The organism is Streptomyces sp. SID3343, from assembly GCF_009865215.1.
Classification (GTDB): Bacteria; Actinomycetota; Actinomycetes; order Streptomycetales; family Streptomycetaceae; genus Embleya.
Window position 1 is genome coordinate 1 of record NZ_WWJX01000039.1, and the last position, 23,316, is coordinate 23,316.

General features: G+C 71.2%; 24 protein-coding genes and 2 tRNA genes. 17 read left to right on the top strand and 9 right to left on the bottom strand.

Features of this window, described 5'->3' with window-relative positions; genetic code table 11:
• The 3 genes from GT354_RS01290 to GT354_RS01300 all read left to right on the top strand — a co-directional run.
• Nucleotides 1-1,327: LCP family protein (locus GT354_RS01290; protein WP_161354274.1), on the top strand; the 1,327-nt coding region annotated here is incomplete at its 5' end.
• Between the two features lie 192 nt (nucleotides 1,328-1,519).
• Nucleotides 1,520-1,951, top strand: a complete 432-nt coding sequence (rsfS, locus tag GT354_RS01295; protein ID WP_161354275.1) for a ribosome silencing factor — start codon at nucleotides 1,520-1,522, stop codon at nucleotides 1,949-1,951.
• The gene (locus tag GT354_RS01300; RefSeq protein WP_161354298.1) at nucleotides 1,948-2,589 is read left to right on the top strand and encodes a histidine phosphatase family protein; all 642 of its coding nucleotides are present in this window, start codon (nucleotides 1,948-1,950) and stop codon (nucleotides 2,587-2,589) included. Before rsfS ends, GT354_RS01300 begins: the two co-directional genes overlap by 4 nt.
• Nucleotides 2,590-2,632: 43 nt before the next feature.
• On the opposite strand, the gene GT354_RS01305 is transcribed toward GT354_RS01300, so the two are convergent.
• A complete protein-coding gene (locus tag GT354_RS01305; protein ID WP_237534262.1) occupies nucleotides 2,633-3,229 on the bottom strand; it encodes a PadR family transcriptional regulator in 597 nt (198 codons plus the stop codon).
• Nucleotides 3,230-3,375: 146 nt separating this feature from the next.
• On the opposite strand from GT354_RS01305, the gene GT354_RS01310 reads away from it, so the two are divergent.
• The 5 genes from GT354_RS01310 to GT354_RS01330 all read left to right on the top strand — a co-directional run bounded on the left by GT354_RS01310 (nucleotide 3,376) and on the right by GT354_RS01330 (nucleotide 8,295).
• Nucleotides 3,376-4,515 (top strand): LLM class flavin-dependent oxidoreductase, encoded by a 1,140-nt coding sequence (locus tag GT354_RS01310; protein WP_161354277.1) that lies wholly within the window; start codon nucleotides 3,376-3,378, stop codon nucleotides 4,513-4,515.
• A 243-nt stretch (nucleotides 4,516-4,758) separates the two neighbouring features.
• Nucleotides 4,759-5,514, top strand: coding sequence for a glucose 1-dehydrogenase (locus tag GT354_RS01315; protein ID WP_161354278.1), 756 nt, complete (start codon nucleotides 4,759-4,761; stop codon nucleotides 5,512-5,514).
• Between the two features lie 102 nt (nucleotides 5,515-5,616).
• Entirely contained in the window at nucleotides 5,617-6,390 is a 774-nt protein-coding gene (locus tag GT354_RS01320) for a glucose 1-dehydrogenase (RefSeq protein ID WP_161354279.1), read from the top strand.
• Between the two features lie 8 nt (nucleotides 6,391-6,398).
• Nucleotides 6,399-7,364 (top strand): alpha/beta hydrolase, encoded by a 966-nt coding sequence (locus tag GT354_RS01325; protein WP_202511420.1) that lies wholly within the window; start codon nucleotides 6,399-6,401, stop codon nucleotides 7,362-7,364.
• 169 nt (nucleotides 7,365-7,533) lie between these two features.
• Complete coding sequence (locus GT354_RS01330; RefSeq protein ID WP_161354280.1) at nucleotides 7,534-8,295, top strand: glucose 1-dehydrogenase; 762 nt, start codon at nucleotides 7,534-7,536, stop codon at nucleotides 8,293-8,295.
• Nucleotides 8,296-8,434: 139 nt separating this feature from the next.
• On the opposite strand, the gene GT354_RS01335 is transcribed toward GT354_RS01330, so the two are convergent.
• From GT354_RS01335 to GT354_RS01350, 4 genes are all read right to left on the bottom strand, one after another.
• Nucleotides 8,435-8,507 (bottom strand) — tRNA-Ala (locus tag GT354_RS01335).
• Nucleotides 8,508-8,518: 11 nt separating this feature from the next.
• Nucleotides 8,519-9,202, bottom strand: a complete 684-nt coding sequence (locus GT354_RS01340) for a rhomboid-like protein (RefSeq protein ID WP_346011785.1) — start codon at nucleotides 9,200-9,202, stop codon at nucleotides 8,519-8,521.
• Nucleotides 9,203-9,397: 195 nt separating this feature from the next.
• Nucleotides 9,398-11,362 (bottom strand): GMC family oxidoreductase N-terminal domain-containing protein, encoded by a 1,965-nt coding sequence (locus GT354_RS01345; RefSeq protein WP_202511421.1) that lies wholly within the window; start codon nucleotides 11,360-11,362, stop codon nucleotides 9,398-9,400.
• Between the two features lie 281 nt (nucleotides 11,363-11,643).
• Nucleotides 11,644-12,651 (bottom strand): DJ-1/PfpI family protein, encoded by a 1,008-nt coding sequence (locus GT354_RS01350; RefSeq protein WP_346011786.1) that lies wholly within the window; start codon nucleotides 12,649-12,651, stop codon nucleotides 11,644-11,646.
• A gap of 238 nt (nucleotides 12,652-12,889) precedes the next feature.
• Here GT354_RS01350 and GT354_RS01355 point away from each other — a divergent pair, with 238 nt between their 5' ends.
• The gene (locus GT354_RS01355) at nucleotides 12,890-13,528 is read left to right on the top strand and encodes an HD domain-containing protein (RefSeq protein ID WP_161354283.1); all 639 of its coding nucleotides are present in this window, start codon (nucleotides 12,890-12,892) and stop codon (nucleotides 13,526-13,528) included.
• Nucleotides 13,516-13,977 carry a nuclear transport factor 2 family protein gene (locus GT354_RS01360; RefSeq protein ID WP_161354284.1) on the top strand — a complete coding sequence of 154 codons (462 nt, stop codon included), beginning with the start codon at nucleotides 13,516-13,518 and terminating at the stop codon, nucleotides 13,975-13,977. The genes GT354_RS01355 and GT354_RS01360 overlap by 13 nt, the downstream gene beginning before the upstream one ends.
• A gap of 43 nt (nucleotides 13,978-14,020) precedes the next feature.
• On the opposite strand, the gene GT354_RS01365 is transcribed toward GT354_RS01360, so the two are convergent.
• Complete coding sequence (locus tag GT354_RS01365; RefSeq protein ID WP_161354285.1) at nucleotides 14,021-15,010, bottom strand: SDR family NAD(P)-dependent oxidoreductase; 990 nt, start codon at nucleotides 15,008-15,010, stop codon at nucleotides 14,021-14,023.
• A gap of 133 nt (nucleotides 15,011-15,143) precedes the next feature.
• Nucleotides 15,144-15,216: transfer RNA gene (locus GT354_RS01370), tRNA-Ala, on the bottom strand.
• Between the two features lie 233 nt (nucleotides 15,217-15,449).
• Here GT354_RS01370 and GT354_RS01375 point away from each other — a divergent pair.
• Entirely contained in the window at nucleotides 15,450-16,076 is a 627-nt protein-coding gene (locus GT354_RS01375) for a MerR family transcriptional regulator (RefSeq protein ID WP_161354286.1), read from the top strand.
• A 188-nt stretch (nucleotides 16,077-16,264) separates the two neighbouring features.
• Here the strand turns inward: GT354_RS01375 and GT354_RS01380 are convergent, their stop codons facing one another.
• Entirely contained in the window at nucleotides 16,265-16,618 is a 354-nt protein-coding gene (locus GT354_RS01380; protein WP_161354287.1) for a hypothetical protein, read from the bottom strand.
• 107 nt (nucleotides 16,619-16,725) lie between these two features.
• Here GT354_RS01380 and GT354_RS01385 point away from each other — a divergent pair, with 107 nt between their 5' ends.
• Together GT354_RS01385 and GT354_RS01390 are read left to right on the top strand one after the other, a co-directional pair.
• On the top strand, nucleotides 16,726-17,310 hold the full coding sequence (locus tag GT354_RS01385) for a hypothetical protein (RefSeq protein ID WP_161354288.1): 585 nt from the start codon (nucleotides 16,726-16,728) through the stop codon (nucleotides 17,308-17,310).
• Nucleotides 17,311-17,476: 166 nt separating this feature from the next.
• Nucleotides 17,477-18,037 carry a hypothetical protein gene (locus GT354_RS01390; RefSeq protein WP_161354289.1) on the top strand — a complete coding sequence of 187 codons (561 nt, stop codon included), beginning with the start codon at nucleotides 17,477-17,479 and terminating at the stop codon, nucleotides 18,035-18,037.
• Between the two features lie 72 nt (nucleotides 18,038-18,109).
• Here GT354_RS01390 and GT354_RS01395 read toward each other — a convergent pair whose 3' ends face one another.
• The gene (locus tag GT354_RS01395) at nucleotides 18,110-18,673 is read right to left on the bottom strand and encodes a Uma2 family endonuclease (protein ID WP_346011787.1); all 564 of its coding nucleotides are present in this window, start codon (nucleotides 18,671-18,673) and stop codon (nucleotides 18,110-18,112) included.
• Between the two features lie 207 nt (nucleotides 18,674-18,880).
• Between GT354_RS01395 and GT354_RS01400 the strand changes: the two genes are divergently transcribed.
• The 4 genes from GT354_RS01400 to GT354_RS01415 all read left to right on the top strand — a co-directional run bounded on the left by GT354_RS01400 (nucleotide 18,881) and on the right by GT354_RS01415 (nucleotide 23,280).
• Nucleotides 18,881-20,233: a glutamine synthetase family protein gene (locus GT354_RS01400; RefSeq protein WP_346011788.1), complete on the top strand. Its 1,353-nt coding sequence runs from the start codon at nucleotides 18,881-18,883 to the stop codon at nucleotides 20,231-20,233.
• A gap of 61 nt (nucleotides 20,234-20,294) precedes the next feature.
• The gene (locus GT354_RS01405; RefSeq protein WP_161354302.1) at nucleotides 20,295-21,650 is read left to right on the top strand and encodes an aldehyde dehydrogenase family protein; all 1,356 of its coding nucleotides are present in this window, start codon (nucleotides 20,295-20,297) and stop codon (nucleotides 21,648-21,650) included.
• A gap of 137 nt (nucleotides 21,651-21,787) precedes the next feature.
• Nucleotides 21,788-22,552 carry a 3-oxoacyl-ACP reductase gene (locus tag GT354_RS01410; RefSeq protein WP_161354291.1) on the top strand — a complete coding sequence of 255 codons (765 nt, stop codon included), beginning with the start codon at nucleotides 21,788-21,790 and terminating at the stop codon, nucleotides 22,550-22,552.
• Nucleotides 22,549-23,280 carry a gamma-glutamyl-gamma-aminobutyrate hydrolase family protein gene (locus tag GT354_RS01415; protein ID WP_161354292.1) on the top strand — a complete coding sequence of 244 codons (732 nt, stop codon included), beginning with the start codon at nucleotides 22,549-22,551 and terminating at the stop codon, nucleotides 23,278-23,280. The genes GT354_RS01410 and GT354_RS01415 overlap by 4 nt, the downstream gene beginning before the upstream one ends.
• Nucleotides 23,281-23,316 lie beyond the last annotated feature (36 nt).

A 23,316-nucleotide genomic window follows, 5' to 3' on the forward strand; every position in this document is an offset into this window, starting at 1 on the left:
GACCCCGTCGGCCGCCGACGACGGCCGGGTCCCGCGGGCGCGCCGGCCCGCCGCCGGCAGGCCCGGCAAACCGGGCAAACCCGGTTACGGCTCGGACGAGTTCGCGTTCGTGGACGACGAGAGCGAGCAGGCCGAGGACGTCATCGACTGGCTGTCCTTCGCCGAGACCCGCTCCGAACGGCGCGACGAACGCCGCCGCTCGATCCGGCAACGGCTGGTCGCGCTCGCCGTGGTGATCGCGGTGGCGCTGCTCGGGGTCGGCGGGTACTTCGCGTGGGACACCTGGATACGCGACGAGAAGAGCGTGGCGGCCCCCGGCCAACACGGCGCGGTCCTGGTCCAGCTCCGGGACAAGGACGGCCGGGCCTCCTCGAACGCGGTGCTGACCGTCGACCCGGGCAAGAACACCGCCTCCATGGTGAGTGTGTCCTCGGTCACCACGGTCAACTCCGACAACACCGCGGCCTCGCTGGGCCAACTGATGGCCGACGCGGGACCCGGCGCGTCCCGCGAGGCGCTCTCGGACCTGCTCGGGATCAAGGTGGACGGCTCGTGGGTGGTCACCGAGCCCGTCCTGCAGGGACTCGTCGACCTCGCCGGCGGCATCCAACTCAACGCCGACGTGGAGGTCAAGGGGGCCGACGGCAAGGTCCTGGTGACCCCGGGCCGCAACCCCGCCAACGGCACCGCGTCGCTCGCGTTCGCCAACTTCCGTCAGCCCGGCGAAACCCCCGCGATCTCGGCGGATCGTTTCGGTCGGGTGCTCCAGGGTCTTCTGGCCGCGTTCCCGACCAAGAGCGACGGCATCCTGCCGTTGCTCGCCAACATGGCCAACCTGCCTGACCCCTCGCTGCCCGACGACAAGCTCAGCACGCTGTTGGCGTCGCTGGCCAAGGCCACCCAGGCCAAGCAGATCCAGGTCCGTGCCCTCCCGGTCTCCCCGGACGGGATGGTGGACGTGCAGACCGCGGTGCCGATCGTGCGCGAACTGCTCGGCGGCACGGTGCGCCAGGGGCGGGCCCAGAACGGCCCGGCGCGGGTCATGGTGGACGACGCGAGCGGCAAGCCGGGCGCCCAGGAGGACGCGCACACGCGGTTGCTCAACGCCGGGAACACGTACGTCCCCGGTGGCGTCGAAGGCAAGCGCACCCAGCCGGCGTCGACCGTGCAGTACGCCGACGAGGCGCGCAAGGACGCGGCGACCCAGGTCGCGCTGAGCCTGCACCTGCCGCCGACCTCGGTGAAGAAGGCCGAGGGCGAGATGCTCGCGGACGTCGTGGTCACGCTCGGCCAGGACTACGCCTTCGAGGCACCCAAGACCTCGTAGGCACCGGCGGGCCCCGCCCCGCCCGCGGCGACGCTGTCGGCACGCCCGACGGCTTTCGCCGCGCGGCGGGCGGGGCGCTCGGCCCGCCGGGGGCGGTCGTGGCGCTCGCGCGGGAAATAACGGGTGGCCGTCCGGGGTCGTGCGTGTGAGACCCTGGACGGTAATCCCCTTGTCGTCCGCAGGAAGCGAATCGTGACCGCAACCCCCCACGCCCTGGAGCTCGCCACCGCGGCTGCCGTGGCATGTGCAGAAAAGCTCGCCACCGACGTCGTCGCCTACGACGTGAGCGAGGTCGTCACGATCACCGACGTCTTCGTGCTCGCCTCGGCGTCCAACGACCGCCAGGTCAAGTCGATCATGGACGAGGTCGAAGAGGCACTGCGCGGGCTCGGCGTGAAGCCGGCCCGTCGTGAGGGCGAGCGCGAGGGTCGCTGGATCCTCCTCGACTACATCGACATCGTCGTGCACGTCCAGCACGCGGAGGAGCGGGCCTACTACTCGCTCGAGAAGCTGTGGAAGGACTGCCCGGTGATCGAACTGCCGGAGTCGGTCCGGCTCGGCAACGAGCAGGCCAAGGCCGCCGCCGCGACCGAGCAGGCCCAGGCGGCGGAGGAAGCGTTCTGAGCGACAAGGGGCGCCGTGTCCTGCTGTGGCGGCACGGCCAGACCACGTGGAACGTCGAGCGGCGCTTCCAGGGCCAGACCGACATCCCGCTGACCGAGGCGGGTATCGGTCAGGCCCGGCGCTCGGCGCGACTGCTCGCGGCGCTGCGGCCGGACGCGGTCGTGGCGTCCGACCTTCGCCGCGCGGTCGACACCGCGGCCGAACTGACCCGCCTGGTCGACGTGTCGGTCACCCTCGATCCCGCCCTGCGCGAGACCTACGCGGGCGACTGGCAGGGGCTGACCAACAGTGAGATCGAGGCCCGCTTCCCCGAGCAGTTCGCCATGTGGCGACGGGGCGAGCCGGTGCGACGCGGCGGCGGCGAGCTGGAGAGCGAGGTCGCCGATCGGATGGCGACGGCGATTGCCCTCGCGGTCGAGAAGCTCCCCGACGACGGCACCCTCGTCGTGGTCTCGCACGGCGGCGCGATCCGCTGCGCGATCGGCGCGCTGATCGGACTGCCGCGCGAGACGTGGGGTTCGCTGGGCGCGCTGTCCAACTGCTGCTGGTCGGTCCTGGGACCGGGCGCGCGCGGGTGGCGCCTGCTGGAACACAACGCGGGGACGCTGCCGGAGCCGGTCATCGGAGACGACGACTGAGGCTTCGGCCGATCACCCACCACTCTTCAGGTCTTCAGGGGCGTCATGACCGGTCGGTCGTGTCGCCCCTTTTGTCGTCGCCGCGCGCGTACAGCTCCTCCAGATCGCTCAACATGCCCTCGGCGAGGTCGCGTTCCGCCTGCCAGTAGCGCTCGCTCCACTTGAGCACGAGGGCCGGGAACGGCCAGCGGTCCTGCGCCGAGTCCTCGCTGGCGCGCACCTCGACGAGGGTGCCGGCCGCGTAGTCGCGGTGCTCGACCAGGGTCTTGCGCAGTTCCTCCGGCTCGCTGAGGTGGCCGAGCCACACCCGCAGCGCGACACCGTGCTTGAGCACGGGCGGTCCGGCAGGGGTGTCCCGGGCCCAGGTCGCGAGCGCGGCCTGACCCTCGTCGGTGATGCTGTACAACCGCTTGTTGCGCAGTTCGTCCTGGGACGCGATGCGCGAGACGGCGAAGCCGAGCTGCTCCAGGCGCTTGAGCTCGCTGTAGATCTGGCTCAGTGCCGGGCTCCAGTAGAAGAACCGCAGCGACGCGTCGGCCCACTTCTTGAGGTCGTAGCCCGAGCGTTCGCCCGGGAACGACAAGAGACCGAGCACGGCCCACGCGGTCGCGGGCAGCTTCGGGAGTGGTTCCCCCGTCATCGTGGCCTCCATCGGTGCCCATCGGGTGCGTGCGATGCGTGCGAGTGCGCTGCAACTTTTCTGATTCTACGTCAGGTGGCTATTGACCTGACTAGCCGTCATATATCTAATTGGAGTATTCCACGCCTCGTGCACCAGGAGACGGCATGCAGTTCTCGATGATCTTCGAAGCCCAGATGGCCAACCCCACGGCGGACCACGAACGTGAGGTCATCCTCGACTCGGTGAAGCAGGCCGTGTACGCCGAGGAAATGGGCTTCGACCGGATCTGGGCCGTCGAACACCACTCGACCAAGTGGTACTCGCACATGAGCGCGCCGGAGATCTTCCTGACCTGGGTCGCCGCGCAGACGACCCGGATCCGGATCGCGCACGGCGCGGTCTGCATGCCGTTCAACTTCAACCACCCCGCCCGGGTCGCCGAGCGCATCGGCATGCTCGACACCCTCTCCGGCGGTCGCCTGGACGTCGGCGCGGCCCGCGGCGGCACGCTCCAGGAGTCGACGCTGTGCGGCGTGGACATCGAGCAGACCAAGGCCCAGGTCGAGGAGGCGCTGCGAGTCATCGGCGCCGCGTGGCAAAAGGACGAACTCGAATGGCACGGTGACGTGCTCGACATCGAGGGCGCCCACCCGATCCTGCCGCGCCCCGTGCAGACCCCGCACCCGCCGCTGTTCCTGGCCTGCAGCAAGCAGCCGAGCTTGATCGAGGCCGCGGAGTACGGCGTCGGCGCCCTGGTGCTCGGCTTCGCCGGGCCCGAAGAGGTCGCGAACCTCAACAAGACCTACCGCGACGCGATCGCCGCGCGCACCGGGGACCGCTTCGTGTCCACCGTGACCAACGACCACCTCGTCGCGCTGTGCCCGACGATGGTGTCCGAGGACGGCGCCCGCGCCCGCCAGGTCGGCGCCCGCGGTCAGCGCTTCTTCGCGCAGTCGATCGCGCACTGGTTCTCGGGCGGGAAGTCCGGCATCCCGGACGAGGCCGTGGTCGAGGGCCGCGACGAGGTGGCGATGATCAACGACGCCGCCGAGCAGCAGGTCGCGATGCTCCACGAGGCGAAGATCCCGGTCACGGTGAACGCGACCGCCACGTACAACATCAACCACGCGTACGGGACCGCGCAGGACGCGATCGGCTACGTGCAGAAGCTGATCGACGCGGGCGCCGACGAGATCATGTGCCTGATCCAGATGGGGACCGTCCCGCAGGAGGACTGCATGGAGACGATCCGGATCTGGGGCGAGCAGGTCATCCCGCACTTCCGGGCGAAGTACGGGAGCTGAGTTTCCGTCGGGGCGGCGGCACGCCACGCCGCCCCGACGGGAAACCACCGGCTCCGGTGCGGAGGACCGGAGCCGGTGGGGGTTTCAGAGGCCGGCTCGCCCTTGGCCGCGAGGCCGGACCACGCCGTCCCGGCGCCGTAATACCGCAGCCTGTCAAGCGGAACGCAACGGGTGGTGCGGGCGGGAACCATCTCCAAGCCCGCCAAAGGCGAATCCGCACACGTCATCACGGAGGCGATACCCATGGCCGACCTGACCGGCAAGGTCGCGATCATCACCGGCGCCGCCCGCGGCCAAGGCGCCGCCGAGGCACGGTTGTTCGCCGAGCGCGGGGCCAAGGTGGTGCTCACCGACCTGCTCGAAACCGAGGGCACCGCGACAGCGAAAGGTATCGGGGACGCGGCGCGTTTCGTCCGGCACGACGTCTCCAGCGCCGAGGACTGGGCCGCGGTGGTCGAGACCGCGCGGCGTGAGTTCGGGGGCGTGGACGTGCTCGTCAACAATGCGGGCATCCTGTGGACGAAGCCGCTCCTGGAGGAGACCGCCGAGGGCCTGGACAAGATCCTCAAGGTCAACCTGTTCGGTACCTTCCACGGGATCCAGGCGGTGGCCCCGATCATGCGCGCCGCCGGCGGTGGGTCGATCGTCAACATCTCCTCGCTCGCGGGGCTTCAGGGCATCCCCGGGCACGCCGCGTACGGGTCGTCCAAGTGGGCGATTCGTGGGCTGACCAAGACGGCCGCGCTGGAGTTGGGCGAGTACGGGATCCGGGTCAACTCGGTGCACCCCGGCGCGGTGAACACGCCGATGATCGGCAACCGGTTCACCAGCGGCGCGGGCAACTTCCCGTCGGTGCCGTTGCGCCGGGTGGGGGAGTCGGAGGACATCGGCGACCTCGTGGTGTTCCTGGCCTCCGACGAGTCGTCGTGGATCACCGGCAGCGAGTTCGTGATCGACGGCGGTTCGATGGCGGGCATCGTGCCGCCGGTTCAGGGGTAGCGGCGGCGGCCACGGCAACCGGCCGTTTGTTCTCGCATTTCGTTAGTTGTACTATGCAAATGCGAGCCGAGAAGTCGGCAGGCACAGATTTAAGGACGCATCATGGCTGAACTCCAAGGCCCCAACCTGACCGACAAGGTCGTCATCGTCACCGGCGGCGCCCGCGGCCTGGGAGCGGCCGCGGCCAAGCAGATCGTCGACGGTGGCGGCAAGGTCGTCATCTCCGACCTGCTCGACGAAGGCGCCGAGACCGCTGCCGCGCTCGGCGAGAACGCGCGTTTCCACAAGCACGACGTGACCAGCGAAGAGCAGTGGAAGACCGTGGTGGACTTCGCGATCGCGGAGTTCGGCCGAGTCGACGGCCTCGTCAACAACGCGGGCGTGTCCACGGGTGGGATGTTCGACGCCGAGACGCTGGAGCACTTCGAGTTCGTGCTCAAGGTCAACCTGACCGGCGTCTGGCTCGGCATGCGGGCCGTCATCGCGCACATGAAGGAGAACGGCGGCGGCTCGATCGTCAACATCTCGTCGGCGGCGGGCCTGATGGGCCTCGCGATGACCGGTTCCTACGGCGCGTCCAAGTGGGCCGTCCGCGGCATGAGCAAGGTCGCCGCGGTCGAGCTGGGCACGTCGCGGATCCGAGTCAACACCGTGCACCCCGGCATGATCCACACGCAGATGACCGCCGCGCACGCGCAGTCCGGGGAAGGCAACTACCCGAACACCCCGATGGGCCGAGTGGGTGAGCCGAGCGAGATCGGCTCGGCCGTCGCCTACCTGCTGTCCGACGCCGCGTCCTACGTCACCGGCGCCGAACTGGCGGTGGACGGCGGCTGGACCACCGGCCCGACCGTGAAGTACGTCATGGGAGGCTGACCCGCCGAATGGCACAGGACGCACTGGACCCGACCACGCGCCACATCGTCGATCTGATGACGGCCGCCTTCCCCCGCCTGGGCATCGACGTCGACGACGCCGTGCAGGCTCGCGCCGTACTCGCCGGCAACGCCCGGCCCGCGGCCGAGCCGACGCCCGTCGCGCACGTGGTGAACCGCACGATCCCCGGCCCGGCCGGCGACCTCCCGGTTCGGATCTACCACCCGACCGGCGTCGAGGGCACGCCCCCGGTCGTCGTGTACGGCCACGGCGGTGGTTGGGTCCTGTGCGACCTGGACAGCCACGACGAGACCGTGCGGCAACTCGCCAACGCGAGCGGCGCGATCATGGTCTCGGTCGACTACCGGCGCGCCCCCGAGGCGCGCTTCCCCGGCCCGGCCGAGGACCTGTACGCGGCCTACCTGTGGACCCGCGCGCACGCGACCGACCTGGGCGAGGGCGTCACCGGCGACCCCGCCCGGGTCGCGGTCGCGGGCGACTCGGCGGGCGGCAACCTCGCGGCGGCGGTGTGCCTGATGGCCCGCGACCGCGGCGTGCCGCAGCCGACGTTCCAACTGCTGGTGTATCCGGTGACGGACCACACCAGGGCGTCGGTGTCGTACGCGGAGAACGGCGAGGGCTACTTCCTGACCGCCACCGCGATGCGCTGGTTCTGGGAGCAGTACATCGGCCCCGACGGCGACGCCGGACACCCGTACGCGTCGCCGCTGCACGCCGCCGACCTGGCCGGACTCGCGCCGGCACACATCGTGGCGGGCGCGCTCGATCCGCTGCGGGACGAGGGCGTGGCGTACGCGCGGCGGCTCGCGGGGGCGGGTGTGCCGACCTCGTACGCGGTGTACGACGGCATGTTCCACGGCTCGATAGGCATGGCCGCCGCCGTCCCGGCGGTGGCACCCGCGTGGGCGGACGCGGTGGGCGCGCTGCGCGAAGGTCTGCGAGCGGACCGGTAGGCGAATCCTCGGCCGGCTCCCGAGGGCCCGGGCGAATCCTCGGCCGCACCCGAGGTGCCGACGGCTCCCGAGGCACCGACGGTTCCCGAGGCAGCGACGGTTTCCGAGGCAGCGACGGCGCGTCCGGCTCACGAATCGCACGGCAACGAATGTGGAGAGGTGAACAACCATGGCGGAACTGACCGGCAAGGTCGCGATCATCACGGGCGCCGCGCGCGGACAGGGCGAGGCCGAGGCCCGCCTGTTCGTCGCGAAGGGCGCGAAGGTCGTGCTGACCGACCTGCTCGAAGAGGACGGCGCGAAGGTCGCCGCCGATCTCGGTGACGCCGCCCGCTTCGTCAGGCACGACGTGGCGGACCCGGACGACTGGGCGACGGTCGTCGAGACCGCCGTCCGCGAGTTCGGCGGTGTGGACATCCTGATCAACAACGCGGCGATCTACTGGACGAACGGCTTCGCGGACGAGACCGCCGAGCGCGTCGAGAAGATCATGCAGGTCAACTTCTTCGGCGTATGGCACGGCATGCAGGCCGTGCTGCCGCTGATGAAGGCCAAGCGGGCCGGCGCGATCGTCAACATCTCGTCGCAGGCCGGCCTCGAAGGTCTCCCGGGCCACTCGGCCTACGGCGCGACCAAGTGGGCCGTGCGCGGCCTGTCCAAGACGGTCGCGCTTGAGGTCGGCGAACACGGCATCCGGGTGAACTCGGTCCACCCGGGCGTGATCGACACCCCGATGATCGCGGCGGTGGGGGTGGAGCGCGGCGAGGGCAAGTTCCCGACCGTCCCGATGCGCCGCGTCGCCGCGCCCGAGGAGGTCGCCGAGGTGGTGGCCTTCCTCGCCTCCGACGCGGCCTCGTACGTGACCGGCACCGAACTCGTCGTGGACGGCGGCCTGATGGCGGGCATGACCGTGCCGGCGGGCACGTACTGAGGGCTCGCGCGTACGCGGCCACCACACATATGACGCCCCGTCGGCCGGACGGCCGGCGGGGCGGACGCGCCCTGCGACAAAGGACATACGCGACGAAGGCCGCCTCCCCGAAAGGAAGCGGCCTTCGCGTTTCTCGCTGTGGAGCTACGGAGAATTGAACTCCGGACCTCTTGCATGCCATGCAAGCGCTCTACCAACTGAGCTACAGCCCCGCGTGAATACGTCATAAGTCTACCCGGTCCCTCGCAGTGCTCACGACCAAGGGTCCGGTGAACGGCGGCGGGTCGCGCAGCGGTCCGAGCAGGCGCAGCAGCACCGCTGCGGCCAGGCTGCTCAGCGTCGCGAGCAGATGTCCGACGTCCCAGATGGTGTGGTCGGTGATCACCGGGAGGCCGACCAGACAGAACATCACCACCGCCCCGATCAACCGGATCCACCCCGTCATGATCAGCACGGCGGCGGCGCACGAGCCCATCTCGACGTAGCTGACGCCCACGTCGGTGGCGAACGCGATCTTGTGCGGCAGCCGCCCGGCGGTGATCGCGCCCTTCTCGATCGCCGCGGTGAGCAGCGAGCCGAACACGTGCCCACTCGCGCCGATGACCAGCATCCGCGGCGAGCCGTACCGGCGTTCGGCCCACGCGACGACGGTGCCGAAGACGATCAGGTACATCAGCAGCCCGGAGCCGTGGTCGGCGACCCAGAACGCACTGGTCAACAGGGCTTCGATCGGGTCGTTGCCGAGCCGGAAGAGGTTGGTGCTGTTCAGCTTGGTCAGCAGGTCGATCAGCCGCGGCGGGGACGTGCGTTGCACCACCGTCGACGCGGTGAAGATCGCCATGTAGGTGAACGTGATCGGCGCCGACAGCACCCACGTGTGCAGCCGAGCGGTCCAGGGCGAGATCACCGCGACCCACCTCCGAGCCCACTCCCATCGCCGGGCCAGCCCGCGCAGCAGGTACCAAGCGATGACGATACAAATCCCGATACCGACGGTCACCGCAGGCCGGTGCCCGCACGCCGCCTACACCAACCACACCCCGCAGGCCCCCGAACGTGCCGGCCGGTTGCCCCGCGACCCGACCCCCTCAGCCGAACCCCCTCACGGCCCGACGGCCCCGAGCACCCGCTCGGCCGTCCGATGCGCCAAGGCCATGCACGAGAGCATCGGATTGCTGCCGCACGCGCTCGGAAACGCGCTGGTGTCGCCGATCCACACCCCCCGCGTGTCGTACAACTCGCCGTCGGGGTTCGCCGCCGCCGTGTCCCGATCGCGCCCCATCCTGGCCGTGCCCATCTGATGAGCCGAGCCGACGAGGAGCCCGCCGGGCCCGATCGGATAGTCGTCGTGGGCCCTGATCCACGCCTCGACGTCGTCGCCGCGACGCCACGACCGCAGCCCCGGCGCGCCGGAGCGGATCTCCTGCGCGCCCGCGGCCTCGTGCAGCCGGGCCAGCGTGCCCAGGCCGTGCCGGAACAACTCGACGTCCCGAGGGTCCTCGACCGCGTACACGTGCCGCGCCTCGCCGTCGGCGTCGAGTTCGACGTGCCCGGCGCCCCGGTCGCGCAGTACGAACAGGAAGTCGGCGGTGCGGTCGAGGTCGGCCATCGCCTGCTTGTGTTCGAGACCGGTCCGGGCCTGCGCGGTGAACTGGAACGCGAACATGCCGGTGAAGTACTGACTGCCTTCCACCAGGTAGCCGTGGCCGTTGCGAAGGTCGGCGAACTCGTCGACCACGCCGGCCTGTGGCGGCCCCCACCACGGGTCCTGCGGGTCCGCGTACACGCCGAACATGCCGGAGGACGGGTGCACCCGCAGGTTGCGGCCGACCGCGGGGCCGCCGAGGCCGCTGCGCAGCAGGATCGCCGGGGTTTCCAGCGCTCCGGCGGCCAGCACCACGGTCGGGGCCTTGACGGTGAGCCAGGCCCGGTTGCCGTTGCGGTCGCGCACCCTGGCCTCGACGCCGGACGCGACGCCCGCCCGGGTGAGCACGGTACGCACGTCCGCGCGCACCACGATCCGCGCGCCCGCGTCCGCGGCGTCGCGCAGATACGTGTTGACGGTGCCCTGCTTGGCCCCGCTCCGGTCGCCGAACTGGGTATAGCCGGCCGTCTTGGGGTCGTACCTGGCCGGGTCCACGTTGCGGGTCGCGACCTTGAACGACCACCCGAGCCGCTCGGCCGCCTCGCGCATCCGTCGGTGCGGGCCGTTGAGGTCCGAGCAGTCCGCGTTCGCGGACACCCGCGCGGCCACCGCCGCGACGTGCGCGTCCCATTCCGGACCGGCCACGTCGGTGAGCCCGTCGTCGGCCCACTGCTCACGCACCACGCGCCGGGGTTCGACCCAGTTCTGCCAGTTGACCGTGGTGCCGCCGCCGAGCGTGTGCCCGGCCAGGAGCACCCCGCCGCCGTCGGCGGTCTGCGCGAAGCCCTCGCGGTAGAACATCGAGCGCACGGCCCACGATTCGAGCTGGTTGAAGTCGCCCTCGTGGAAGTAGTCGCCGGCCTCCAGGACCACCACGTCCTTGCCGGCGCACGCGAGCAGCCCGGCGATCGTGCCGCCACCCGCGCCCGAGCCCACCACGACCACGTCCGCGTGCAGCGTCTCGCCCGCGTGCGGTGAGTACAGCGGCAGCGGCGGGTGTACGGGCCCGGTCGGCGCCGCCTGCGGGCCGGGATTGCCGACGCCGGCCCAGAACGGATTGCGGCCCTGCGCGTCGGTGAGCGAGTACGCGTACAGCGCCGCCGCCCCGCGTAGCGTGGCCACCGCGACCGCGACCTCGGGGGCGAGCGACGACACGGCTTCGAGCAGTCCTTCGCGGGTGGAGGCGTCGGCGGTCACCAGGCCGGCCTCGCCGATGCCGTCGAGCAACAGCCGCAGCGCGTCCTGCTGTTGTGGATCGGTCCGGTCCGCGAGCAACTCCTCGATCCGGGGCACCACGCCGGCCACCGCGCTCCCCGGCGTGGCCCAGAACCCGGTCGGATCGTCGGCCCGCGTGACCGAGGGCACGACCGTGTCGACGATGGCTCGGAGCACGTCCCGTTGCGCGTCGTTGAGCAGTGGCATGTGGATCGCCCTTTCACGTCCCGCACGGGTGGAGGCTCCGAGCGTGGATCACGGCGCCCCGAGCCCACCAGCACGGTTCCGGCCACAGAGATCGGCTTTCCGGTCATGGCACACCCGCCCGCCCACCGCTCGACCGACCCGGCCGACGACGTGCGATCCTCGGCGTTTCGGAACCGGGCGACGCGCGGGGGATGTTGCCACCGAGAGTCCTGTGCCCCGAAACTCGGCGCGGCTACCTATGCGGCCCCGGGTGGGTGTGGGGAACGCCGGTCCGCGCGCCCTTACGTCCCCGCCCGCCCGTCCCCCAGGCGCGCCGGATCCGGCCCCGCCGGGCGGGTCCCGGTGTCGGGCGTGCCCACCGCCGTGGTCCGAAAGCGCGCCCGGTACACCGAGGGCGTCACGCCCAGCCGGCGCACGAACGCGCGGCGCAGGGACTCGTCACTGCCCAGGCCGCTGCGGGCCGCCGCGGCGGTGACCGTCGCGCCCGACTCCAGCAGGGCCTGGGCCGCCTCGACCCGCATCGCCTCGACGTAGACCCCGGGGGAGGCGCCCACCCGGTCGTTGAAGAGCCGGGTGAGGTGGCGGGGGCTGAAACCGCCGAGCCGCGCGAGGACCGGCAGCGAGTGGTCGGCGGCCGGGTCGGCGGCCACCGCGTCCAGGACCGGGCGCAGCGGATCGTCGGCGGCGGTCGGAGTACGCGAGGGGACCGAGAACTGGGATTGGCCGCCCGGGCGGCGCAGGAAGACCACCAGGTCACGGGCCACCTCGCGGGCCAGGTCCGCGCCCTCGTCGGCCTCGACCAGGGCGAGCGCGAGGTCGATGCCCGCCGTGACCCCGGCGGAGGTGTACACGTCGCCGTCCCGGACGAAGATCGCGTCCGCTTCGACCGTGACCGCGGGGTGGCGCCGGGCCAACACCGCGGCGTGCCGCCAGTGCGTGGTGGCCCGCCGCCCGTCGAGCAGCCCCGCCCGCGCGAGTACGAACGCACCCGTGCACACCGAGGCGACCCGTTGGGACACGGCCGCGAGCGCGATCGTGCCCTCGGTCAGGCCGGCCGGCGGGGCGTGGTGCGGCAGGTCGACCGAGCCCGGCACGATCAGCGTGTGCGCGGCGTCGATGTCGGCCACCGCCGCGTCGACCATCAGCCGGGTACCGGACGAGGTCCGCACCGGGTCGCCGGTGGGCGAGCACAGCGTCAGCGTGTAGGCGCCGCCCATGCTCTCTGCCGTACCGAACACCTCCAGCGGCGCGGTGACGTCCATGAGCCGGACCCCGTCGTACGCGAGCACCGCCACGTTCCTGCGCTGTCGGGATTGCCGAGGTCGCCGCATACGACCAAAAGTATCGAACAGGCATGGCCACATGTGAGGGATCCAGGTCCGGATGGACATGGAGCGAAAGGGAACCCGGGAGGAGCCTTGAACCAGGACGACGGCCTCCGGAACAACCGCCGTCGACCACAAGCGCCGCCGATTACAGCCGTCGCCGACCACAGCTCGTCGGCCCGGACCGACCCGAGGAGTTCCCGTGTCCGATCGCATCGCCGACATCGACATCCCCGACAGCGCGCTCGCCAAGGAGGCCACCGAACTGGTCCGCGACACCGCCGGCCCGCTGCTGTACGACCATTCGCGCCGGGTGTATCTCTTCGGCGCCCTCCAGGGTCGCCGCCGAAGCCTCGCCTACGATCCCGAGCTGCTCTACGTCGGCGCGATGTTCCACGATCTCGGCCTGACGCCCGCCTATCGTGCCTCGCAGCAGCGCTTCGAGCTCGACGGTGCCGACGCCGCCCGCGACTTCGTGCTGCGGCACGGCCTGTCCGCCGATCACGGCCGGATCGTGTGGACGGCGATCGCGCTGCACACGACGCCCGAGATCCCCACCCGCATGGAGCCCGAGGTCGCCCTGGTCACTGCCGGCGTCGAACTCGACGTGCTCGGGAGGGGCCTCGACGACATCTCCGCCGAGGCGCGCGCGGCCGTCGTGGCGGCGCATCCACGGCCCGACTTCAAGCGCCGGATCCTCGCCGCCTTCACCGAGGGCATCGAGCACCGCCCGCAGACCACCTTCGGCAACATCAAGGCCGACGTGCTCGACCGGTTCGTACCGGGCTTCGAGCGGATCGATTTCGTCGACGCCGTCGAGAACTCGGGGTGGTCCGCGTGAAGCCGCCGCTGCCGCCGTTCGACGAGGCCGACGCTCGGGCCAAGGTGCAGGCCGCCGAGGACGCGTGGAACACCCGCGACCCCGAGCGGGTCGCCCTCGCCTACACACCCGACTCCGTCTGGCGCAACCGCGACCGGTTCGTCACCGGGCGGGAGGCGATCACCGCGTTCCTGGCCGACAAGTGGGCGCGCGAGCTGGACTACGCGCTCCGCAAGGAACTGTGGACGTACGGCCCCGACCGGATCGCGGTGCGCTTCCAGTACGAGTGGCGCGACGCGGCGGGCGCCTTTTGGCGCAGCTACGGCAACGAGTTGTGGGAGTTCGCCCCGGACGGCCTGATGCGACGGCGCGAGGCGAGTATCAACGACGTCGCGATCACCGAGGCCGATCGGCGCATCCACGGCCCACGTCCGACCGAGGAGTACGGTGTGCCGTTCCCGCTCGCGTGACGAGTGGGTGGGCCCCGGCGGGCGTGCGCGCGGGTCGGGAAGGCTAGTGCCCACCCTTGTGGCTGTGGCACTCGCCCGCCCACGGGTGGGTCAGTTCCTGGCACCGGCGCCAGAACCACGCGCGGTCCGGGCGACTCTCGCGCGTCGAGGCCCGATAGTGGGTCGGCCGGGGGCGGCGGTCCTGCCAGAACCGGCCGGTGCTCAGGCCGGGCTCGTCGGCTGCGCACAGCCAGACCGCCGTATCGGCGCCCTCCTGCGGGGTGCGTAGGAGCGGCGCGGTGATCCGCCGGAAGGTCGGCATCGACGAGCGCAGGCCCGGGGTGTCGGTCCAGCCGGGGTGGGTGGCGTGCACGACCGGGCCGCCGTCGCCGAGGTGTTCGGCCCACAGTTCGGCCAGTACGACCTGCATGCGCTTGGTTCGCGCGTACGCGACGGTGGGCTGGTAGGGGCCGCGCGTGTACTCGATGTCGTCCACCGGAAGTCGCTGCGCGTACATCGCGCCGGAGCTCATCCACACCACTCGCGAACACGACGCGGGGTCGGCGGCCACGAGCCGGCTGAGCAGGTGCGGGCCGAGCACGTGCACCGCGAGCGAGTATTCGTGGCCCTCGGCGGTCTCGGTCCGCTCCGCGGGCATCCCGCCGGCGTTGTGCAGGAGCGCGTACAGCGGGCCGTGCTCGGCCCGCAGGGCCTTGGCGAACCGCGCGACGTCGGGCAGGCTGCCCATGTCGCACGGGTACACGCTCGGCTCGGCCCCCGGCACGTCGGCCTCGATCCGCCGCCGGGCCTGTTCGCCGCGCTCCCCGTCGCGCGCGACCATCACCACCGAGGCCCCGAGCCGCGCCAACCCGACGACCGCGGCCTCGCCGAGACCGGACGACGCCCCGGTCACCACGACGGTGCGCCCCTTGAGCGCGCCGGGTTCGGGGTCGGGCGGGAAGTCGACCCGCCGCCGAAGGTGATAGCCGATCCGGCTGTAGCCGGGTACGACCGCCCGGTCCATGGCCCGCTCCCAGAACCGCCACTCCGTCATCGCACGCACCCTCGCCTTCGTCGTAGTCAGGGGAGGAGAGTGCCCGGAACGGGGATTTCATACGTTTTGGCCCGCCGAGGGAGCAACGAAAAAGGACCGCCTCCCGAACGAATCCGGAAGGCGGTCCCATCTGTGGAGCTACGGAGAATTGAACTCCGGACCTCTTGCATGCCATGCAAGCGCTCTACCAACTGAGCTACAGCCCCGCCATCTCTTGCACCGAGTGAAGTTTCCCCGCTCGACCACGAGTACTTTACACGCTCCCCGCCACGACCCGCCAACCACTTACACACACCCTCGTGCGGGGGCCATCCGAGGCCGCGAGCAGCGCGCTCCGCGCCGGCCGCGAGCCCGTCCGCAGCGCGATCATGGTCGACTGCCGTCCCCGGCGGGATGCCCACTTGAGTCTCCCGCCGGTGGAGACCACAAGGTGAGGGACATGGACGACACGACCACCCTGTTCTCGATCGGCGATCCGGCCCGGCGTACCGGCCTGTCGGTCGAGACCATCCGGTTCTACTCGGATGCCGGGGTCGTGCCGCCCACCCAACGAAGCTCGGCCGGCTACCGGCTGTACGACATCGACGCGCTCGCCCGCCTCGAACTCGTGCGCACGCTGCGCGACCTCGGGATCGACCTCGCCACCATCCAGCGGGTGTCGGCGCGCGAGATCACCGTGCCGGAGGTCGCGGCGGCGCACGCCCGAGCCGTGGACGCGCAGATCCGCACGCTGCGATTGCGTCGAACCGTGCTGCGCGCGGTGACCAGGCGGGCATCGAGTCCCGAGGAGATGGACCTGATGCACAAGCTCGCGAAACTGTCCGTGGAGGAACGGCGTCGGATCATCACCGACTTCATCGACTCCACGTTCGCCGACCTGGACGTCGACCCCGGTTTCGTGTCCAAGATGCGCTCGACGATGCCCGATCTGCCGATCGACCCGACGCCCGAACAAGTCGACGCCTGGGTGCTCGCCACCATCAACGGCCGGCCCGCCTGGCCGAGCATGCAACCGACCTTCACCTGGTTCATCACAGCCCTGAGCACGAGGAAAACGGCCGGCTGACGGACGCGGCACCCGCCGCCGCCCGACAACCACCGGTCGGCGGCGGGCGTTTCGAGTTGCCGCGATGTACCTCGGCATGGAGGACCGGCTGCCAGGTCACCGAATCGGCGAAACCGGTTGAACGGTTTCGGGCGGTCGAGCGTTGCAGCCGCTGGATACGGACGCAACCGACGCACCGGACGGCTGGATCAGTGGATGTGGTTCCACCAGTCGAGTCGATGGTTGAGGCCCGGCTCGGGGCGGACGCGAGCCAGGTAGACGGTGTCCAACGGGGTGAGCGCCGTGCGTAGTTCGCGGGCGGCTCGGTGGGGGAGTCGGCGCAGGGCGGCCTCCAGGAGGGTGCGGCCTTCGTCGCCTTGGTCGCAGCACGGACAGCCGGTGAGGTCGGGTGCGAGCGGATTGTGTACCGGTTCGTGGCTGCGGGAGCCGTGTACGATCTTCGACCAGTAGGCGAGGGCGTCCGCGACCGCGCCGGGGCGGCTGTGCTCGCGTTCGAAGTCGGCGATGTATCGCTGTGTGGGCGCGGAGACGCCGGGCACCACGCGTGGGTGTGGTCGATCGTCGGGGCGAGGTGCGCGGGGCCGGCCGCGGCGGACCTGCGCGGGCGGCCTACGCCCCATGAGTCCTTCGGGTCCTTCGGGGATTGCGCATGTCCGTATCCTGCCCATGCGAGTGGCGGTCGGCCAAGCATTTTCCCGACGTGCCCGTGACGGTGGCGGCCCGGGAGGACGACGTGGCAGAGGCGATCGAGGGCGACGAGCACGCCCGGTACGCGTACTACATCGGCGCGTTCGAGCGATCCGAGGTCGACGGCGCCGGTGAGTTCGAACTGCTGGCCGGGGTGGTGGGCGATCCGGATCCGTCGATGGCGGAGGCGGTTGTGATCCGTCACCTGGACCGGCGGGCGGAGGTGCTGGCGGCCGGGGCCGAGTTCGCGGCGTGGAGTGCGCGGGTGGCGCCGATGATCGGGCACTGGGAGTTCGCGAGCGGCCGGTTGCGCGAATGGACGCTGCTCAAGTCGATCGTGTCGGCGGGGCCGTGGGCGGTCGGGGACTTGCTCGCGGCGTCGAACTGGCTTCAGCTCAAGGTCGCGAAGTCGGTGACGGACGGGCGGGCGTTGGGGGCGTTGGCGGGGGCGGGGCGGACTCGGCGGATCCGGTACACGGGGCGCGTCCGGTCGGGCGAGGGGGCGGCGGGTCGGTCGGCGGGTGGCGTGGAGGATTCGGCGGGGTGAGTGGCGCAGTGGCGGGGGGTGGCGCGGCTCGGTGATCGCGACCGGTTCGCCGGCCGTGTCGGCGCGGGAACGCGTAGGTCCGCGCTCGCCGTCGGCATCGCAGCCGGGTGTCGGTGGGCCTCGCGCTCTGGGCCCCGCTCGATGACGACTGCCTAGGCTGCGGGGCGTGCGTATCGATCCGCGGGCCATTCGTGACCGCCCCTGGGCCCCGCCGGCTCTCGTGGGCATCTGTTTCGTCGTCCTCGCGTCGTTGGACCACAGTGGCGTCGGGCTCACCATCAGGCTGAACCTGTACGTCGTCCCGGCCCTCGCCGCCGCGGTCGGGGTGCTCGCGCTCGCCATGGCGTGGACCGATCGCGCGGCGCGGGCCGTGCCGGACGCGATCGGGCCCGGCTTGCTGTCCTTCATGGCGGGCCTCGCCGGGACGGCGGGCGGGGACGTGCTCGGATCGGCGACCGGGACCTGGGTGTACACCGAGACCGCGTCGTTGTTCACCCTGCTCGTGGTGGTGACGTGGGCGGCGCCGCTGTGGGGGGCCGTGCCCACCGCCGTACTCCTGCTCGCGGCCGTGACGCTGATCCCCGCCCGGTTCGATCCGATCGTCGACAGCGACCACCTCGCCCCGGCGTGCCTGCTGTGGGACCTCGGCGCCGTGGTGGCGGGCGGCTTCGGAGCCTGGCTGCGCGCTCGCGACGCCAAGCGGACACGGACGCCGGCCGAGCGATAGCGATCCGAGCGGCACGCGACCGCGTCGAAATCGCCACCTGGGGCCGCAAAAGCCGGCCGCGTCGAGGTGCGCTCAGCGCACGAGAGAGGCCAACTCGATGTCGATCGCGAACGGCACGAGCGATTCGAGCCGCACGCGCTCGACTCCCGTCGCGACGTAGGTGCCGGTGGTCGGTTCCAGTTCGAAGACGTGCACGACCGGCATGCCGTTTTCTTCTTCGATCCGCCGGAAATGGGGGATCCCGGCTTTCGCGTACTTGAGCGGCTTCGTCTCGCGGTCGCGTTCCTCGGACTCTTCGGAAACGATCTCGACCGCGAGCAGGACATCGGCGGCGAGGTGGTACGTGCGATCGGCGTCGAAGGCCGTTCCGGCCGCCACGATGTCCGGCTCGGGTCGGTCGCGAGGTCCGAGCTTGACCGACATTCCCGCCTCCACGGTGACGCCCGGCGGCGCGTGCTCGTCGAGGGCACGCCACAGGCGACCCCGAACCCTGCTGTGGAAACTGCGCCGAGGCGTCATCTCGAAGACGAGGTCTCCGTCGATCAATTCGACGTGGCGCGGGGCGTCGGGCGGCAGCGAGTCCATGGCGTCCGAGGTCCAACCGCCCGGCCCTGGGGGATACGTCCGATCGGGCACGGTCGCCGCTCCTTTCGGCGGCTCCGGAGTGCGGTTCCGCTCGTTTGTCGTGCTTGGCATCCGTCGGACGAGATCCTCGCCCTCGCCGCCCGATTCGTAACGCAAACACCGTCCGCACGAGGGTCGTTCCGCCGAACGAGTGGCCAAATCCACCGTTCGGGGCCCTGGGTGCGCTTGGATGGCCGGAACCGGACGCGGGAGGCATGGATCGTGCTTGAGCTGGGGCGGTTGCGGGAGCTGGTGCAGGCGCGCGAGGTGGACACCGTCGTGGTGGCGTTCACCGACATGCAGGGACGACTGGCCGGGAAGCGGCTGTCGGCGCGGTTCTTCCTGGAAGAGGTGCTGGAGCACCACACCGAGGCGTGCGACTACCTGCTCGCCGTGGACGTCGACCTGAACACCGTCGACGGCTACGACATGAGCTCGTGGGATCGCGGCTACGGCGACTTCGTGTTGCACGCCGACCTGCGTACGCTGCGCCTGGTGCCGTGGAATCCGGGCACCGCGCTGGTGCTCGCGGACCTGAGGTGGGGCGACGATCGGCCCGTCGCGGCCTCGCCGCGGCAGATCCTCAAGGCGCAGACCGATCGGCTCGCCGAGCGCGGCTGGACCGCGATGGTCGGCACCGAACTGGAGTTCTGCGTCTATCGCGACACCTACGAGGACGCGTGGCAGCGCTCCTACCGCGACCTCACGCCCGCCAACCTCTACAACGTCGACTACTCGATCCTGGGCACCGGCCGCGTCGAGCCGCTCCTGCGCCGGATCCGCAACGAGATGGCCGACGCCGGGATGTACGTCGAGTCGGCCAAGGGCGAATGCAACCTCGGCCAACACGAGATCGCGTTTCGCTACGACGAGGCCGTGCGCACGTGCGACAACCACAGCGTCTACAAGACCGGCGCCAAGGAGATCGCCGCGCAGGAGGGCATGAGCCTGACCTTCATGGCCAAGCCCAACGCGCGCGAGGGCAACTCGTGCCACATCCACCTGTCGCTGCGTCAGCAGACGGACGGGCACCCGCTGATGGCCGGCACCGGGGCCCACGGCCTGTCCCGGCTCGGGATCCAGTTCGTGGCCGGACAACTCGCCGCGCTGCGCGAGTTCACCCTCCTGTACGCGCCCAACATCAACTCGTACAAGCGCTACCAGCCGGGCACGTTCGCGCCGACCGCCGTCGAGTGGGGCGTGGACAACCGCACGTGCGCGCTGCGCCTGGTCGGGCACGGCGCGGGCCTGCGGGTGGAGAACCGGGTCCCCGGCGGCGACGTCAACCCGTACCTGGCCGTCGCGGGCATGATCGGCGCCGGCCTGTACGGCATGGACCACTGGCTCGAACTGCCCGACCCGTGCCGGGGCAACGCGTACGAGGCCGGGGGCCGGCACGTGCCCACGAACCTGCGCGAGGCGCTGGAGCTGTGGGAGAAGAGCGCGCTCGCGCTCGAAGTGTTCGGTGCCGAGGTCGTCGAGCACTACGCCAATGCCGCCCGGGTCGAACTCGCCGCGTTCGACGCGGTCGTGACCGACTGGGAATTGTTCCGTGGCTTCGAACGGATGTGAGGGATACGTGTCCGAAACGAAAGACCCGCACGAGGATCGGCGCGAACACGAGTACGAGGATCTGTACGACGTGATCAACCCGGCGACCGAGGAGGTCGTCGGCCGGATCGAGATGGCCGACGCCGACGCGGTGGCCGTCGCCGTGGCCAAGGCCCGGCACGCGTACGACGCTTGGCGCCGGGTCGCCCCCGGTGACCGGGCCCGCCTGTTGCGCCGATTCGGCGACCTGGTCGGCGAGGCCGCGGACGAGTTGGCCGCCCTGGAGGTCGCCGAGGCCGGCCACCCGATCGGCAACGCCCGCTGGGAGGTGGGCAACCTGCGTGACGTGCTGCACTACTACGCGGGCGCGCCCGAGCGGCTGACCGGCCGGCAGATCCCGGTCGCGGGCGGCATCGACCTGACCTTCCACGAACCGCTGGGCGTGGTCGGCCTGATCGTCCCGTGGAACTTCCCGCTGCCGATCCTGGGGTGGGGTCTGGCGCCGGCCCTGGCGGCCGGCAACACCGTCGTCGCCAAGCCCGCCGAGTACACCCCCCTGACCGCGCTGCGGGTGGCCGAGATCGGCCTCGAAGCCGGCCTGCCCGACGGCGTGTTCCAGGTACTGCCCGGCCGCGGCACCGAGGCCGGCCGGGCCCTGGTCGAGCACCCCGACGTGCGCAAGATCGTATTCACCGGCTCCACCGCCGTCGGTAAGGACATCGCGGCCCGCGCGGCCGGCCAGGTCAAGCGGGTCACCCTCGAACTCGGTGGCAAGAGCGCCAACATCGTGTTCGCCGACGCCGATCTCGACGCGGCCGCCGACCCGATGGCGTTTTGCGACAACACCGGCCAGGACTGCTGTGCGCGGACTCGGATCCTGGTCCAACGCGACGTGCTCGACGAGTTCCTGGTCGGCCTCCGAGCCAAGGTCGAGGCGTTGCGCACCGGCGATCCCACCGATCCGGCCACCGACCTGGGCCCGCTGATCTCGGCCCGCCAGCGCGAGCGCGTCGCCGGCTACGTCCCGGCCGACGCACCGGTCGCGTTTCGCGGCGAGGTGCCGTCGGGGCCGGGGTTCTGGTTCCCGCCGACCGTGTTGTCCCCGGTCGCGAGCGGCGACCGGGTCGCCACGGACGAGATCTTCGGTCCGGTCGCCGCCGTCGTGCCGTTCGACGACGAGGCCGACGCGATCCGGATCGCCAACGACACCGCGTACGGCCTGGCCGGCTCGATCTGGACCCGCGATCTCGGCCGCGCGCTGCGGGTGGCCCGCGGCGTCGAGGCCGGCAACCTGTCGGTCAACTCGCACTCGGCCGTCCGCTACTGGACGCCCTTCGGCGGCTTCAAACAGTCGGGCCTGGGCCGCGAACTCGGACCGGACGCGCTCGCCGCGTTCACCGAGACGAAGAACGTGTTCATCGCCACCGACGAGCACTGACAGCGCGGACCGCGGCCGAGCACCGGCACCGCGAGCCGCGGTCCGGTACGGAACCCGCGGGTCGCGGTAGTCACCGACCCGACCGACTTCACGAACATCACCCACCCGACCGACAAGAACCGAGGAAACAGGGCGACATGCAGCGATTCGAGGGACGTACCGCCGTCATCACCGGCGCCGGATCCGGCATCGGCCTCGCGACCGCCAAACGGCTTGCCGCCGAAGGCGCCAACGTCGTGGTCGTCGACATCGACGACACGTCGGGCACGGCCGCGGCCGAGGCCGTCGGCGGGCGATACGTTCGCGCCGACGTCACCAGCGAGGACGACGTCCGCGCGATGTACGAGAGCGCGTTCGACGCGTACGGCCGGATCGACGTCGCGTTCAACAACGCCGGCATCTCGCCGCCGGACGACGACTCGATCCTGACCACCGGGCTCGACGCCTGGAAGCGCGTCCAGGACGTCAACCTGACCAGCGTCTACCTGTGCTGCAAGTACGTGATCCCGTACATGCAACGCCAGGGCAAGGGCTCGATCGTCAACACCGCGTCGTTCGTCGCGCGGATGGGCGCGGCCACGTCGCAGATCTCGTACACCGCGTCCAAGGGCGGCGTGCTCGCGATGTCGCGCGAGTTGGGCGTGCAGTTCGCCCGCGAGGGGATCCGGGTCAACGCGCTGTGCCCGGGGCCGGTGGACACCCCGCTGCTGCAGAAGTTGTTCGCCGAGGATCCCGAGCGGGCCGCGCGCCGACTGGTACACATTCCGGTCGGGCGGTTCGCCCGGCCGGAGGAGATCGCCGCCGCCGTCGCGTTCCTGGGCAGCGACGACGCCTCCTTCGTCACCGCGTCGGAGTTCCTGGTGGACGGCGGGCTTTCCGGCGCGTATGTGACGCCGCTGTGATCGGCGCCCACCGCGCGCCGCTGATCGGCGTCAGCGCGTACACCGTGCTCGCCCGCTGGGGCGTGTGGGAGATGCCGGCGACGGTGTTGCCCACGACCTACACCGACGCGGTCGTGGCGGCCGGCGGCGTGCCCGTCGTACTGCCGGCCGACGCCGCGCACGCCGACGTCTACCTCGACCGGATCGACGCGCTCGTGCTCGCCGGCGGCGGAGACGTGGATCCGGCCGGCTACGGCGCCGAGCCGCACCCGCGTACCGGGGGCGTGAACCCGCTCCGCGACGCGTCCGAACTGATGTTGCTGCGCGGCGCGCTGGAACGCCGGTTGCCCGTGCTCGGGATCTGCCGGGGGCTGCAACTGCTCAACGTCGCCCGCGGCGGCACGCTGCACCAGCACCTTCCCGAGGTCGTCGGCAGCGACGTGCACGCGAGCGCGCCCGCGACGTGGTCCACGCACGGCGTCCGGGCGCGGCCCGACACGCACGTCGCGCGACTGCACGGGCGGCTCGACCTGGACGTGGTCACCTACCACCACCAGGGCATCGACCGGCTCGGTCGGGGCCTGACGGCCACCGCGCACGCGCCCGACGGGACGATCGAGGCGGTCGAGGACCACGCGTTCCCGTTCCTGGTCGCGGTGCAATGGCATCCGGAGATGCGGGATGATCCATCCCTTTTGCGGGGACTGGTGCGCGTCGCGGCAAAGGCGGGTGCAGGCGTCGGCACGTGATCACGATTGAGTTCGTTCCCGTCACGGTTGCGTGAC

Bases quoted from the DNA above. Each gene is read 5' to 3' on its own strand.
- GT354_RS01305 (WP_237534262.1), bottom strand. From the start codon at position 3,229: ATGACGGGGGAACCACTCCCGAAGCTGCCCGCGACCGCGTGGGCCGTG.
- GT354_RS01310 (WP_161354277.1), top strand. From the start codon at position 3,376: ATGCAGTTCTCGATGATCTTCGAAGCCCAGATGGCCAACCCCACGGCG.
- GT354_RS01315 (WP_161354278.1), top strand. From the start codon at position 4,759: ATGGCCGACCTGACCGGCAAGGTCGCGATCATCACCGGCGCCGCCCGC.
- GT354_RS01320 (WP_161354279.1), top strand. From the start codon at position 5,617: ATGGCTGAACTCCAAGGCCCCAACCTGACCGACAAGGTCGTCATCGTC.
- GT354_RS01325 (WP_202511420.1), top strand. From the start codon at position 6,399: ATGGCACAGGACGCACTGGACCCGACCACGCGCCACATCGTCGATCTG.
- GT354_RS01330 (WP_161354280.1), top strand. From the start codon at position 7,534: ATGGCGGAACTGACCGGCAAGGTCGCGATCATCACGGGCGCCGCGCGC.
- GT354_RS01345 (WP_202511421.1), bottom strand. From the start codon at position 11,362: ATGCCACTGCTCAACGACGCGCAACGGGACGTGCTCCGAGCCATCGTC.
- GT354_RS01365 (WP_161354285.1), bottom strand. From the start codon at position 15,010: ATGACGGAGTGGCGGTTCTGGGAGCGGGCCATGGACCGGGCGGTCGTA.
- GT354_RS01375 (WP_161354286.1), top strand. From the start codon at position 15,450: ATGGACGACACGACCACCCTGTTCTCGATCGGCGATCCGGCCCGGCGT.
- GT354_RS01385 (WP_161354288.1), top strand. From the start codon at position 16,726: ATGTCCGTATCCTGCCCATGCGAGTGGCGGTCGGCCAAGCATTTTCCC.
- GT354_RS01410 (WP_161354291.1), top strand. From the start codon at position 21,788: ATGCAGCGATTCGAGGGACGTACCGCCGTCATCACCGGCGCCGGATCC.